We start from the raw sequence: 14745 nt of genomic DNA, 5'->3' as shown, positions 1-14745 counted from the left end.
CAAAAACCATAAATTTCCTTTTTAGTAAATAATAATTATAGTTTAAAATTGTAAAAAAGTACTTTTTTGCCATTTTTTCTACATTTTTATTCAACTTTGTTATTTTTTTGTTATTTTTTTATATACCTTAGATATATTTTCCATTTTTTGGTATAATTAAATTTATTAATATATTTTTACATAAAGGTGGATTAAAATGAAAAAGGGAAAAATAAAATTATTTATTATAATTTTTATTTCTTTCTTATTTGCTTTTGTTCCTAAAACTTCAAATGCAGAAGAAAGAAAAGATATTTTATTCATCAGCTCTTATTCTCCTAAGTTTATAAGTTTCAATGATCAACTTAACGGAATGGCTAAGGGTTTAGATGAGCGATATGATGTAAGTATTGAATACTTAGATGTAAAAAAGTTTAGAGGAAAGGATCTTGAAGAAAATTTTCATAATTATCTAAAGTTAAAATTTGAAAACTACGAAAAATTTGATGCAGTAATATTAGGGGATGATGCTGCATTAAATTTTGCATTAAAGTATAAAGATAGCTTATTTAAAGATATGCCTGCTGTTTTTTTTGGTGCAACAGATGAAGATAATATAAAATTAGCTAAACAAAAAAATATATCTGGAATTATTGAATATGCGTCCATATATGAAACAGTTGATTTTATTGGAAAAATTTATGGCGGGCATAAAAACTTAATATTGTTAACTGGTGATAAATCTATTTACAATAAAGAAATTACAGATTTTTATAAGCTTAAAGACAAATATAAAAACTTTGATTTTAGCTATATGCCGATTCCCAATAAAGTAAATGATCAATTTTTAGATAAACTATCTAAAATAGATAATATGAATGATGTGGTTTTATTTGTTTATCCTTATAGAGATAGTATTCAAAGTCCATTGTCTGTTAAAGAGGCTATAGAAGTTGTCAAAAACAATATTTCTGCTCCAGTATTTACGACACTTAACTATGATATTATGGATGATATTGTTAAAGGAACTAATATCATCGGTGGTAAAGTTATAAATCACCAAAATCAAGCTTTACTAGCATCTAATTTATTAGACAATATACTAACAACTAATACAAATGAATGTAAAATTATATACCCTAAAGATTCTAATCTTTGGATGTTTAATTATAATAATTTAAAGCATAATAATATATATGAAGGAAATATTCCTTCTAATTCTATTGTATTAAATAAACCAATACCATTTTGGGATAAATACAAAGACTTATTATACCCTGTTATTTTTGTTTTCGCGGGACTTATATTAATTTTATTAGCACTAATTTCACATACATTTAAAACAGTAAAACATAAGAATGAATTGAGAAAGGCTATGAAAATAGCTGAAGATGCAAATATATCTAAAAGTAGCTTCATAGCTACTATTAGTCATGAACTTAGAACACCTGTAGCTGTTATAACTTCTGCCAATCAGTTATTAAAAATACTATTAACAAAAGACGGTATAGATAATCAAATACCTTATAAAACTATGGAAAGTATTGATTCAAATTTAGATATAATTAATCAAAATTCAAATAGATTGCTTAGACTTATTAATAATGTTATAGATGTAGCTAAGATAGATTCTGGATTTGTATGCTTAAAACCACAAAAAGTTAATATAATAAATTTAGTTGAAGAATCTGTTCTCTCGGTTATACCATATGCAAATTCGAAAGAGTTAGAAATTGTATTTGATACAAATACAGAAGAATTAGATATGGTTGTAGATCCAGAAAAAATAGAACGAATAGTTTTAAATCTACTTTCTAATGCTATAAAGTTTTCAAGGCCAAAATGTGTTATTCTTACAACTATAATTGCAAATGAACAATATTTTGAATTTAGAGTTGATGATAATGGTATTGGAATAGAGGAAGAAAATTTAATTAAAATATTTGATAAATTTATGCAAATAGATAATGGTCTAACTAGACAAAATGAGGGAAGCGGAATTGGTTTATCTATAGTTCAATCCTTTGTAAAATTACATGAAGGAACTATAGATGTAAAGTCTGAGGTAAATATAGGAACTTCATTTATTATTAAGTTGCCAGTAAACTCTGATTTATCTACTAAATCTTATAGAGACATACCTTCTTTAGATAGTAACACAGATATAGAATTGTCAGACATTTTTAAATAATTTATAAAAAAGTTATCTGTATTTTAGATAACTTTTTTATTTTATAATTTACTTTTTTAATATATCTTCAATTTCTTTTACTAATTCACTTTTATCATATTCATTTAATGTTTTGCTGTTTTTAATTCTATTTTTTAGATTTAAAATCTTTTGATCCTTTATATTTACACTTCTATTGTGTTTTAAATTTATTTCTTCAAAGCTTTTACTCAACATATTTATAAGAGATGCCATTTCATCTGAACTTCCAGCTATACGATTTAACAACATTAAATTTTGTTCAAGTATTTCAGGGATTTCATTTAACGAATATCTAAGTTGATGATCAATTTCTCCATATCCCTCTTCAAAAATTGTTCTTACTTGAATTTCCGATATTACTTTCTTAGTTGTTGGATAAGATTCAATTAAATAATGTACAGATCTATAACCAGATAATCTAGAACACACTTCTATTCCAAGCTCCTCTAATTTTTTTGTATTGTCTCCTTCTCTTATGTTTGCAACAATTTCTATTACATTCCACATTAAAGTTATAAAATCATGTATTTCTTCCCAATCTTCTTTAAATATATGTATTACTCTTATTCCTAATAAATCAGTAATTTCTTCTTTATAATTATCTACTGTGAACTGAAAATCCTCACCATATTTTTTTCTTCTGTCTTCGGTCTTTCTTATTACCTTCTCAATTAAATGTTCAGCATCTTTAACTCTAGTTTTAACTGAATGAACTTTATGATGTCCTCTAAGTATATTGGCTATTAAGTCAGCTTGTGTTTCATAACTTTTTCTATATTTATTAAAATCACTATATATTTCAGCTAAATTATCCCAACTTATATTATTTTCTACTAAATATTCATTACTAATATTGTGCTTTATTAAAAATTCCTCTTTTCTAAGCATATATGCCTCCCAAAAATCTGATTATACATTTTGATTGTCTCTTTTTATCTTTACAAGTTTCTTCTTTATATTAATTTGTTTATAATTTTTTAGAAGTTGTTCTCCTTTATGATTTAAAATATCTACATATGAGCATAAATCAGATACTTCTATTACACCTATATCATCTACACTTATTCCTTTTAAATTACTTATTGCCCCTACTATATCTAAAACTCTTATTTTCTTTTTCTTTCCTGCATTTAAGTATATTCTAGTAACTTCACTATGTGACTTTTTATTAATATCTTTATTTCTTTTATTTTTTAATATTTTAATTTGACTATTCTCAAAATTTAATTTCCCATTTACAATATCATTTTCATCTATTTTTTTTATTTCCTTTATTTCATAACCTATATAATCTTGTATCTCATTTATATATTTTTCATCTTTAGTAGTTACTATACTTATTGATTTCCCAAATTTATCTTTTCTTCCTGTTCTTCCGATTCTATGTATATAGTTTTCTTTATCTCTAGGTATGTCATAATTTATTACCAAGGAAATGTTTTCAATATGTATTCCTCTCGCAGCAACATCACTACTAACTAATATATTAAATTTATTTTCTTTAAAATCTTTTATAACATATATTCTTTTATCTTGTGACATATCCCCATGAAGTTCTCTTACTAAAAATTTATCTCTTTTCATCTGATTATAAATTTTATTAACTTTTTCTCTTGTATTTGCAAATATTATTACAGTTTTAGGATTTTCACTATAAATAATATCCTTTAAAGTATTATATTTTTCATTTTCATCTACTTTTATCAAATTTTCATCTATTTGCTTTTTATTAATTGCCTCAGCTTCTTCTACAGCTATAATTAAAGCATCCTTCATATATTTTTCACATACATATTCTATCTCTTTATCAATTGTAGCTGAAAATAATCCTACTGTTTTTTGCTTTGGTAAATTTTCAAATATAGTATCAATTTGTTCTATAAATCCTTTATTTAGCATTTTATCTGCTTCATCTATTATTAAATATTTTAAATTTTTTATATTAATAGTTTCTCGTTTTATATGATCTATAATTCTACCAGGGGTAGCTACTACTACGTGAACACGTTGTTTTAAGCTTGATATTTGTTCCTTAATAGATTGTTTACCAAATATGGCACAGCATCTTACTTTTTTTAATCTTCCTATATTTGATATTTCTTCCTTTACTTGAAGTGCTAGCTCTCTTGTTGGCACTATTACTAATGCTTGCACATTGTTATCTTCAATATTTATATTTTCACATATTGGGATTGCAAAACTTGCTGTTTTTCCACTACCTGTTTTTGATTTTACAATTACATCTTTTTTATTTATTAACTGAGGTATGGTTTTTATTTGAACATCGGAAGGTATTTTATATTCTAAGTTATTTAATGCTTTTAATATTTCTTTATCTAAATTAAATTCTCTAAATGTATTATTTTCTTTACTCATTTTTTTGCTCCTTATGTTTTATGCAATTACTAATTATACCATATTTTGTGTTTGTATAATTATTTTACCTTCAAAAATTTTATTATAAATTTATCATTTTTCTTAGTTATTTTATTTAAGATATCTTTACATAATCTTAACTTTTCTTATTAAATTTAAAATAATTTTAACTAACACTTAGATTATATATATAATTCTCTTTTATGGTTGAATTTATGAATACAAAGTACTAGAATTTAATTAAGATTTGTTAAGGAGGTGTTAAATATTTTAAGTAAATTAAAAAATTCTCTACAAAACTCATTTAATATATATGATGATTATTGCATTGAAAATTATAATTTTGATTTTATGGGAGAATTTTTATTAACTAATTCTAAATTTTTTCTTAGTAAAGACAAAGTAATATATTCTTACGACAATAACGAATATGTTTTTGCTAAAGAAGTAAACTGCCTATCTAAAGAATATCTAGAAAAAGATGTACTTCCATTTGCAGAATATGCACTAAGTAACATCGTAAAAACTAATGAAAATCATATGTCTTCAATTATCACACTTTTTTTATCATCAAGTTTTATTGAATCTAATTTAAAAACCTACATAAGAAAATATAAAAAAAGAAAAAGCTACATGTTTGGATTAAAAGGTTATGCTAGCACTAGAATTATTCTTCATGATAAATCAACCAATGAGCTTTTCTATAATAATGAATCTAAAGATATCATAAACTTTTATAAGGGGGTCTTTAAATGAATTCATTTACATTGTTATTAATTAGTGCAGTTATTTTAATAATTGCATACATAAGCTATGGTGGATATCTAGCTAAGAAATGGGGAGTAGATGATAGTAGAAAAACACCTGCTCATACAAAATATGATGGTATTGATTACGTTCCAGCTAAATCTCCTATTCTTTTAGGACATCACTTTGCTTCAATTGCTGGGGCTGGTCCTATAGTTGGACCTATTCAAGCTGCTATATTTGGATGGATACCAGTTACTCTTTGGGTTTTAATCGGTAGTGTATTCTTTGGTGGAGTTCAGGACTTTGGTTCTTTATTCGCATCAATTAGACATGATGGTAAATCAATCGGAGAAATAATAGAAGTTAATATGGGTAAAAAAGGTAAAAAGTTATTTGCTTTATTTGCTTGGTTAACATTAGTTTTAGTCGTTGCTGCATTTGCAAACATAGTTGCTGACAACTTCGTATCAACACCAGAAGCTGCTAGTGCATCAGTATTTTTCATGATACTTGCAGTTCTTTTTGGTATAGCTGTTTATAGATTTAAAATGCCTATACTACCTGCTACAATTGTTGGAGTTATATTATTATTTGGATGTATTTATTTAGGATTCTTATTCCCATTATCTCTATCTAAGCCTGTTTGGATAGTAATACTTATGTTATATATATTTGTTGCATCTGTTACTCCTGTTTGGATATTGCTTCAACCTCGTGATTATTTAAATTCATATTTATTATACGCTATGATAATAGGTGCCCTTTTAGGTATAGTAATATTAAGACCTGAAATACAAATGGATGGATTTATTGGATTTAATGTAAATGGTCAATATTTATTCCCTGTATTATTTGTAACAGTTGCATGTGGTGCTATCTCAGGCTTCCACTCATTAGTTGGTTCTGGTACATCTGCTAAACAATTATACAAAGAATCTGACGCTAAAAAAATAGGTTATGGTGCAATGCTTATAGAAGGTTTACTTGCTATAGTTGCTCTTATAACTGTCGCTTATATATCTAACGCTCAATTTGGAGATTTATTAAAAAATGGTGGTCCTGTTAATGTATTCTCTGAAGGTATCGCTAACTTTATGGCATCATTTGGTATACCTTTTGCAATAGGTAAAACATTTACAGCACTTGCAATATCTGCATTTGCCCTTACTTCACTTGATACTGCTACAAGACTTGGTAGATTTATATTCCAAGAATTCTTTGACACTAATGGTCTTGATAATAAAGAAGCTACTCAAAAAAATCCTTTATCTAATATGTATATTTCAACAATAATAACTGTTTTATGCTCTGGACTTCTTGCTGTTATGGGTTATGAAAAAATATGGCCAATATTCGGTTCTGCAAATCAATTACTTGCTGCAATTGCATTAATGGCAATAGCTATATGGCTTTATAATACTAAAAAAGGTTGCAAAGAGTTTATCATCCCTATAATATTTATGTTTGTTGTAACTATAGTTTCATTATGCTTCAATATAAAAGCTAATATTGGTGTAAACTATTTTTTAGTGGTAATTGCTCTTGCCCTTTTAATATTGGCATTAATTCTTATAAAAGAAGCATTAAATTTCTTTAAACAGAAAAAAAGTGAATCTACTAACTAAGATTCAAAATTTTTAAAGCTATTTAATATAAATTAATAAAACTACTACCTTTTCATAATTTTTTAATATGATTAGGTAGTAGTTTTTAGTTATGAAGCACTATTGTTTTTGTCTATTATATTATCAACTATTACAACTAAGCATAATATAAAAGCTTCATCTTTAAAGTTGATATCTATATAATAGTTATCGGTAAATGAGAAAAATTCTTTTGCAACATGAGCTATTTCTTTTTTATTTTGATAGATTTTATAATTATAGTCAAATATACTTCCTACTATTTCTAAATTTCCATACTTACTTTCTACTTCTATTTTTTCTCTAAAAAATGTTACCTTTTGTTTTACTTTGGCTATAACCTTATCTTCTTCATAAATTTCATACTTACTCATAAAAGTAAGCAGTTTTTCTTTTACATAATATAAAATTTTATTTCCTTTGCTTATATCAAATTGAAGTCCCATTGTTAAAAACTTATTATCTACAAAGTACACTTCTTCTTTTTGATCATTTTTTATCCAAAAGTCTTCTTTTAATTTAAAAAACTTCGACTTCATATAATATCTCATTCTATCTCCCCCACTATGTAAGATTGTCTACATTATTTCATTTAATACTTTAAGTATATTATTTGAATTATCTACTTCAAATCCATACTTTATATACATTTTTTTAAGATTCTCTTCACTTATAATATGTTTATTAGCAATCATTTTTCCTTTTATGATCATTATCTTATTTAAATCATATTTTTCTAGTGTTTTATTTAGATCTTCTAATATTTCATCTAGATTATCTAATATAATTTTTCCATATCCTCTATTACTCATACTTGACCTAAAATCATTTATATATATGGTGCTTTGATTTGAATAGTAAGTACAGTCCATATAAGATTCATTGCTACTTCCTGTTAACAATCTTATATCTACAGATATTCCTATATTTATTTCATTTGGATTTATTTTAGAGATTAATGTAATCAGATCGGATTCTTGATGTTCTTTCGCATTAATAATTATATCATAACCAGTTGACTCTTTTAGATATTTTTTGATTTTTCGCATTAATTTGACATGATAATTATAACATTTTATTAATTCTTTGTCTTGAGTATCTCTTATATTACAATCTTTTATGAGTTGTAGTTTATATTTTTGTATAGCATTTATATCTTTATTAATAAGGTCATTTTTAATTTTACTTATTATATCTATACTATTCATAACTCCCCCATATAAATTATATTTTTTAATTTATATGGATATTACTAATTATTTATGATTTTATTTACATACCACATAGTTAATATAAAACTTATGATAAAGATGGATATATAATAAGTAATGTAACATTTACATACCACATAGTTAATATAAAACTACATTTCTCATGAAAACAGCATCTGCATATTCCTTATTTACATACCACATAGTTAATATAAAACAAAATTAGTAAATCAAACTGTAGTTCCATTACTTGGATTTACATACCACATAGTTAATATAAAACTTAAAAATGGATGCTCAGTACATGCATAAACATAATTATTTACATACCACATAGTTAATATAAAACTCAGATGTTTCATTTGATATAGATAGGAAGTTAACTGATTTACATACCACATAGTTAATATAAAACACCGCCTTTATTGCCTAATGCATTTTTATTTCCTTTATTTACATACCACATAGTTAATATAAAACCTTTTTATGAAGATGGTTACATATGGTGTCCAATAAAATTTACATACCACATAGTTAATATAAAACTGTTCCCACATTTACACTTTTAACATATTTACCAGCATTTACATACCACATAGTTAATATAAAACCCCAATTAGCTCAATACTTACACTTATTGGTACAACTATATTATATCATTAATTTTACAAATAAAAATTTCTTTTTTGCAGTGAGGTAGCATTAGCGTTAATAATAAAATACTAACATATATCTTAACCCGTTTAAATTCAATGAATCTAGCCATTTTAAATAAAATAAACCTCACTGCAAAACTATAAAAACATATCATCAAAACTCTTATGAGTTCCATATACATTTTTACTTATATTTTTAGGATTCTTAATTTCATACACATAAACAGAATCTTCTTTGCAATCTATAATATTTTTTAATTCAATCATACAACTTTGAAGTTTAGAAGGCGTTATCTCACCTTCAAAAACAGAATTCTGAGTCCAAGTTAAATATTTTTTTAAATGCTTCCTAGCTTTATTTAATTGTCTTCCTTCTGAAATATCATAAGTCACTATAACAAACATACTAACACCACGCTTTCAATACTTTATATTTTTCATCTTTTATAAAATGTTTAATCAGCTTATAACACTCAAGCCTTATAAAGTACCTATACGATACACTTCTATTTAATTTTCTATGCTTTATAGTAGTATTCATCTTACCTTCAAAATCAGCTAAAAACTTTTTCTTTCCACTCTCGCTTAAATAACATATTTCATCTTTATATACAAAATCACTTTTAATTAATCTTTTATTGTTTACTAAACTAAATATTATAGGATCAATTATAAGAGGTTTAAATATTTCAGCAACATCTAAACTAAGTGAAAATCTTTTTGATGATGGCTCATGTAAAAAACTTATAGTTGGATCCAATTGTGTTTTATAAATTTCCTTTAAAACAGTTGTGTACATAATACTATTTCCAAATGACATCAATGCATTTATAGGATCCTTTGGAGGCCTTTTTTCTCTTTTATCAAATGTATAATTATTTTTAAGAATTTGATTAAATGATTTATAATAATTTTTTCTTATTCTTCCTTCTATTCCCATTAAAGTTTGAATATCTTCTATATATTTAATACTTTCAGCTTCTTTTTTTATTTTATTGATTAATTCTTCATCAACTTTATAATATCTCATATTTCTTAATATATGATGAACTGCACTTTCTATAAAAGCTTTTGCTAAATATAATCTTTCATCATAATCTAAATAACAAGCAGATTGGCACACTAGTGAAAATCCCGAAACATTTTTCTTTCTAGGATAAAAACTTCCTGTATAGTATCCATAATAATTGTAGAAGTTTAAAATTATTCCAAACTGACTTATATAATTAATCATTTTAGTATTTAAATCAACTTCTCCATACAAATGAATACTATTAACTTGTTCTATTGGCAATGCTCTTTTACTTTCTTCATCATCAACAAAATATATAGTGTTATCTTTTCTTTTTAATCTTCCATTGTTCATTATATAATAATCTTTAGACATTATTCTTCCTCCTTAATATAGCAAAATTCATAATATGCACACTTAGTACAATACGGTAACTTTTGCAGTTTTGGAGGTGTTTTTTCTTTACTTATTTCTACAATATCTAAAATTATTTTCTCTATTTCTGTATCTATTTCTGGTGTTAATTCTATTTCTTCTTGTCTTCTTTCTTTTACATAATTTATCATTCCTTTTTTATTTATACCAAGATTTTTTAGATAATATAAGTAGTAATACAGTTGCATCTTATCTGCTTTTTCCATCTTTCTACTTATTTTAACTTCTCTAACATAATCTTTATCTACTATATCAAGTCTTAATAAATTATCAATTAATAGTTCTTTATGTTGCTTTCGTTTATATGAATTTTCATGTACTAATTTTCCAGCCATTACTCTATCGCTATTTTGTTCCATAGTTATTCCTTTTGTGAATAACCATAGTTTTCTTTTACATACAAAGTAGTAATTTATTTTTACACCTTGTATATTTAATTGTTCTAAATCTATTGACATAAATTCACCTTCTTCATTTGTTTTTATGCCACATGGTTAATATAAATTGTATTTTTAATCTTATAAAAATTGTGAAAGCTCTTCTCCTATAAGAACGCCTTTTCCACCTAAACTTCCTTTATTTTCATATATATCATATTTAAATTCTAATATTTTTAAATCTTCTAAGCCTTTTATATTTATAGGTGTTATTCCACCTTTTCTGGTTTTATATGTTGGTACATTTACAGTTTTTTTAAATATTTCTCTTCTTAAGGATCTTCTTTGATTTTTTATATATTTTATAAATTCTTTATTTTTTTCTTTTTCTTTGTATGCTTTGTTTAGAGTTTCACCTAAATCTTCATACATTTGTATAAATGTATCTCTTATAGAATCATATACGGTTCTCGGTATAACTGTATCACTTTCTATATCTCTTAATATACTTTGAGCTTCATTTTTAGATAATTCATAAGGAGATATAGAATCTAATATATCTAAAGCTTTCCTAAACTTTTTGTAAAACTCTGTTCCTTTTAAGTTTTCTTTAGAATAAAGTACTTCAACCATTTTAACTTTATCATCTTCACTTATTTTTAAAGAATGCTCTAAGTTATCACTATTTTTTAATATATTTTCTTTTAATAACTCTATTCCTTTATTCACTATATCTTCATCATATATACTTCCAATTCCCTCAGCTTCTTTAGTATATATAAATACATTAGCCTTATCAGTACATTTTTCACCTTTTCTATTACATCTACCAAATCTTTGGAATAAACTATCTAATGTTGATACTTGAGTATGAAGTACATCAAAATCAACATCTAAAGATGCTTCTACTAATTGAGTAGTTATCCATATTCCACTTTCATTACCTCTTGCAAATGCTTTTATATCTGATTCTAATTTACTTCTATGTTCTTGTATATACATCGAGTGGAGTAAATTTAAGTTAACACTATTATCTATTTGTTTTAATTTTTCATAAGTTTCTATGGCACTTTTCACTGTATTTACTATAACTAATACTTTTTTATCATACCCTTCTTTTGATATACTTTCTAAGTTGCTAGTAAATGATTTATCTTCAATTTTTATATTGTGTCTGATTGTTTCAGTATTATATGTAGCACTTACTAGATTTTCATCAAATACTCCTCTTTTTTTAAGCTCATCAATATATATAGTTGGCATAGTAGCTGTCATTATCATAAATCTACCACCAATTTTATGGATCATTTCAATACCTTTTATTAACACTGCACATATCTCTGGTGAATATGCTTGTATTTCATCCACTACTACTTTTGAATAAGCTAATGTTGCATATTCTTTTTCATATCCTCTATACATAAATGGGAATTTAAATATTTGATCGATTGTTGAAAATGTAAGTTTTGTGGACATAAGCTTTGATTGATTTACTCTATCTTCATAATCACTATATTTATTTTCTTGTAAATAATCTAAACTTGTTGAATGTAATAATCCTGCATAATTATACTTAATATCTTCTTTTGATACTCTATCAAATAATGCATTTATGCTTACTCTAAGTGGTAATGTAAAAAATGCCTTATCTTTGTCTACCCATATAAGGGCAGTTTCTGTTTTTCCCATACCTGTAGATGCTATAAGAAGTACATTTTTATCTTTATTTTCATTTGCAAAATTTTGTACATCTCTTAACTTTCCATAATTAGATTTTATAAAGTTTTGTGTATATTTGCCTACATTCTCTTTATAATTCAATTCTATAATTTCATGACCTGATGCAGAGTGATCTAGCCTATGTGTAAGACCTTTTAGCAGTATATATAAATTATAATTTGGATCATTGGGTTTTATTCTCTCTTCCATACGAGCTAAATAATTATTTTTTAATGACTTAGACTTTATAGGATATCTGATATTAAATTCATTTTTGATATCATCTATCTTATTGGTTATATCGTTATCTAGTATTTCTTTTATCTTTTCTTTACAATTTGCATCTATTCTTACATCTCTTTCATGATGATATCCAATAGATTGAACTACTAGATTCTTTAGGTTTTTATCTATTTCAAGTTCATTATAATTTAAAAATGATGGTGATATATAATTATGATAAACATCATTCTCGAATACTGTATCTAATGTGTCTATTCCTATTTTTTCTCTTATTACATTTTGAAATGGTGTAAATACTTTTCCTAAGTCATGAAACTCCACAATTATATCTAGTAATCTCCAAAACTCATCTTTATCTAAATTAGCTAATTGTTCTATTTTATCTCCATAAGAGTCTTGCAATATTTTTAACTGCTCTATTAGGGCATCTGTATGCTCTCTTAATGTTTCTTTTGGATCAGATTTTGCATAAATCATAATTTAATCTCCTATTTTTGCTCTATTAATAAGGCAAGATAGTTTTAACTATACTTGCCTTATTCTGTTATATATTATTAAAACAAACTAACTCTTTATATTCATCTAATAGTATTTCACCATCTATAATTTGTTTTCCATGTTCAACATATAGTGTATCTATCTTATTCCAACTGCTTCTATCATTTAAATAAAAATTATTAAGTCTATAACTTATTCCATTTAATTTATAATCTTTATTTTTTGGAATATATATAGGCATTTTTATATAGTATCCGCTTAATTCATTTTCTTCATAGTCATCTTCATTATCATCATCTACATCATATGATTGAACTTCTACAAATTTAATATCATCTATTCTAACTAAATCTTCTTTTCTTCCTAATGATAAATATTCATCTAAGTTTAATAATCTATCATATATTTTATCTAATATCTTATCATCTGCATTTATATGAATTATCAACTTCATATTTAAAAGCATATGCTGATTCATTGGCATAGTTGTTACTTCTTTCTTCTTATAAAAATAAGTTGTTTGATAGTTATTTACTATACTTTCATAGTTTCCTTGAATACTAATATTTAGAGGAATATAACTATTAGCATCTAATAATTTATGTAACATACCATTTACAGTTGAATATGGTGGCAAAGGATAAGTTTCTGATATCTTCATTGCAAATGGCTTTTTGTAACATACCGTTTCTTGAAATAAATCTAATCTTAATGCTCTCATCATCTACACCCCATAGTACTCTTTTACTCCTACTATTAAACCATTAAAGAACTTATCCACACTTAAAACTTTTTCTGATAATATTGTTTCAAATTCTTCCTTATTATTGAATACTCCATCTGTTATCCCTACTGATGTAAAATCTTTTAAATTCTTACCTAAAAATGTTGAATCAACAACATCTTTTATAGCATTAGAGTTTATACTATAACCACTTTGACAAGAGTTTAATTTTATTCTTCCTAAAAAGAAAGGATTTGTTATGTCATATATACCACCTATTACAAATAATGGTGATAGATTTTCTTGTCTTCCTCTTATATTTCTATTTAAAACTTTTATTACTTCTAGTAATTGTACTACTCTTTCACATTTTTCTTCATTAGATAATTCTATGTCTCCATCTTTACCTATCTTAGATAAATCTATTGTAAATGTGTATGTATAAAAACTTAAGTGTTGCTCTATATTAGCTAAATTTGGATGTTCTCCTATTCTATCTGCCAAACCTTTATTGTTTAAAAAGTCCATATCACTTCTATATGGTTCAAGTGATATGGCATTACTTAGTCTTACTACTGCTTCTCTTGTTGCTGACCCACCTTTAGAGTCATCACTTTTTTTATTAGTTTTCATGTATCCAAATAAATCCATCTCTTGTGAATCTTTTATACTTAAGTTGTCTTTGAATTGTATAGTTCCTTTTCCCTTATCTACTACTTGTAAATTCCAATTAAAAAAGTCATGCGCTAATCTAACCATATCATATCTTATAGCTTGTCTTGATGCAAATGTATACATATTACCATCAGCTCTAGTTAATTTTTTAAGTTCAGATATATTACCTATTCCTTCTCCATAGTTTAAACTTTGTGCATTAAATACTATACTTGCAGTTAATCCCTTTTTCATA

The 14745-nt window shown here is 25.2% G+C and carries 13 protein-coding genes and 1 CRISPR repeat array; of the genes, 3 read left to right on the top strand and 10 right to left on the bottom strand.

Annotated elements, in window-relative coordinates:
* Positions 1 to 196 precede the first annotated feature (196 nt).
* Positions 197 to 2170, top strand: a complete 1974-nt coding sequence (locus tag NWE74_RS00490; protein ID WP_258241297.1) for a sensor histidine kinase — start codon at positions 197 to 199, stop codon at positions 2168 to 2170.
* Positions 2171 to 2218: 48 nt separating this feature from the next.
* Here the strand turns inward: NWE74_RS00490 and NWE74_RS00485 are convergent, their stop codons facing one another.
* Positions 2219 to 3079: a RelA/SpoT domain-containing protein gene (locus NWE74_RS00485; protein ID WP_258241296.1), complete on the bottom strand. Its 861-nt coding sequence runs from the start codon at positions 3077 to 3079 to the stop codon at positions 2219 to 2221.
* A gap of 21 nt (positions 3080 to 3100) precedes the next feature.
* Entirely contained in the window at positions 3101 to 4567 is a 1467-nt protein-coding gene (locus NWE74_RS00480; protein WP_258241295.1) for a DEAD/DEAH box helicase, read from the bottom strand.
* A 258-nt stretch (positions 4568 to 4825) separates the two neighbouring features.
* Here NWE74_RS00480 and NWE74_RS00475 point away from each other — a divergent pair, with 258 nt between their 5' ends.
* A complete protein-coding gene (locus tag NWE74_RS00475; RefSeq protein WP_258241294.1) occupies positions 4826 to 5323 on the top strand; it encodes a hypothetical protein in 498 nt (165 codons plus the stop codon).
* On the top strand, positions 5320 to 6942 hold the full coding sequence (locus tag NWE74_RS00470; RefSeq protein ID WP_258241293.1) for a carbon starvation protein A: 1623 nt from the start codon (positions 5320 to 5322) through the stop codon (positions 6940 to 6942). Before NWE74_RS00475 ends, NWE74_RS00470 begins: the two co-directional genes overlap by 4 nt.
* Positions 6943 to 7031: 89 nt before the next feature.
* On the opposite strand, the gene NWE74_RS00465 is transcribed toward NWE74_RS00470, so the two are convergent.
* The 8 genes from NWE74_RS00465 to cas7i all read right to left on the bottom strand — a co-directional run bounded on the left by NWE74_RS00465 (position 7032) and on the right by cas7i (position 14744).
* The gene (locus NWE74_RS00465; protein WP_258241292.1) at positions 7032 to 7511 is read right to left on the bottom strand and encodes an LURP-one-related/scramblase family protein; all 480 of its coding nucleotides are present in this window, start codon (positions 7509 to 7511) and stop codon (positions 7032 to 7034) included.
* Between the two features lie 27 nt (positions 7512 to 7538).
* On the bottom strand, positions 7539 to 8168 hold the full coding sequence (locus NWE74_RS00460) for a hypothetical protein (protein WP_258241291.1): 630 nt from the start codon (positions 8166 to 8168) through the stop codon (positions 7539 to 7541).
* Between the two features lie 62 nt (positions 8169 to 8230).
* Positions 8231 to 8782: a CRISPR direct-repeat array (repeat unit 29 nt; unit sequence ATTTACATACCACATAGTTAATATAAAAC).
* A gap of 183 nt (positions 8783 to 8965) precedes the next feature.
* Positions 8966 to 9232 (bottom strand): CRISPR-associated endonuclease Cas2, encoded by a 267-nt coding sequence (cas2, locus tag NWE74_RS00455; RefSeq protein WP_258241290.1) that lies wholly within the window; start codon positions 9230 to 9232, stop codon positions 8966 to 8968.
* A 1-nt stretch (position 9233) separates the two neighbouring features.
* A complete protein-coding gene (gene cas1b, locus NWE74_RS00450) occupies positions 9234 to 10214 on the bottom strand; it encodes a type I-B CRISPR-associated endonuclease Cas1b (RefSeq protein ID WP_258241289.1) in 981 nt (326 codons plus the stop codon).
* Positions 10214 to 10732 carry a CRISPR-associated protein Cas4 gene (gene cas4, locus NWE74_RS00445; RefSeq protein ID WP_258241288.1) on the bottom strand — a complete coding sequence of 173 codons (519 nt, stop codon included), beginning with the start codon at positions 10730 to 10732 and terminating at the stop codon, positions 10214 to 10216. The genes cas1b and cas4 overlap by 1 nt, the downstream gene beginning before the upstream one ends.
* 60 nt (positions 10733 to 10792) lie before the next feature.
* Positions 10793 to 13090 carry a CRISPR-associated helicase Cas3' gene (cas3, locus tag NWE74_RS00440; protein WP_258241287.1) on the bottom strand — a complete coding sequence of 766 codons (2298 nt, stop codon included), beginning with the start codon at positions 13088 to 13090 and terminating at the stop codon, positions 10793 to 10795.
* Positions 13091 to 13157: 67 nt separating this feature from the next.
* Positions 13158 to 13832 (bottom strand): type I-B CRISPR-associated protein Cas5b, encoded by a 675-nt coding sequence (cas5b, locus tag NWE74_RS00435; RefSeq protein WP_258241286.1) that lies wholly within the window; start codon positions 13830 to 13832, stop codon positions 13158 to 13160.
* 3 nt (positions 13833 to 13835) lie between these two features.
* On the bottom strand, positions 13836 to 14744 hold the full coding sequence (cas7i, locus tag NWE74_RS00430) for a type I-B CRISPR-associated protein Cas7/Cst2/DevR (protein ID WP_258241285.1): 909 nt from the start codon (positions 14742 to 14744) through the stop codon (positions 13836 to 13838).
* Between the last annotated feature and the right edge of the window lies 1 nt (position 14745).

Origin of the sequence: Romboutsia lituseburensis, from assembly GCF_024723825.1 — a bacterium.
In the GTDB taxonomy this organism is placed as follows: Bacteria; Bacillota; Clostridia; order Peptostreptococcales; family Peptostreptococcaceae; genus Romboutsia_F; species Romboutsia_F lituseburensis_A.
The sequence above is the reverse complement of the archived record's forward strand: the minus strand, read 5'-3'. Positions and strand labels throughout refer to the sequence as shown.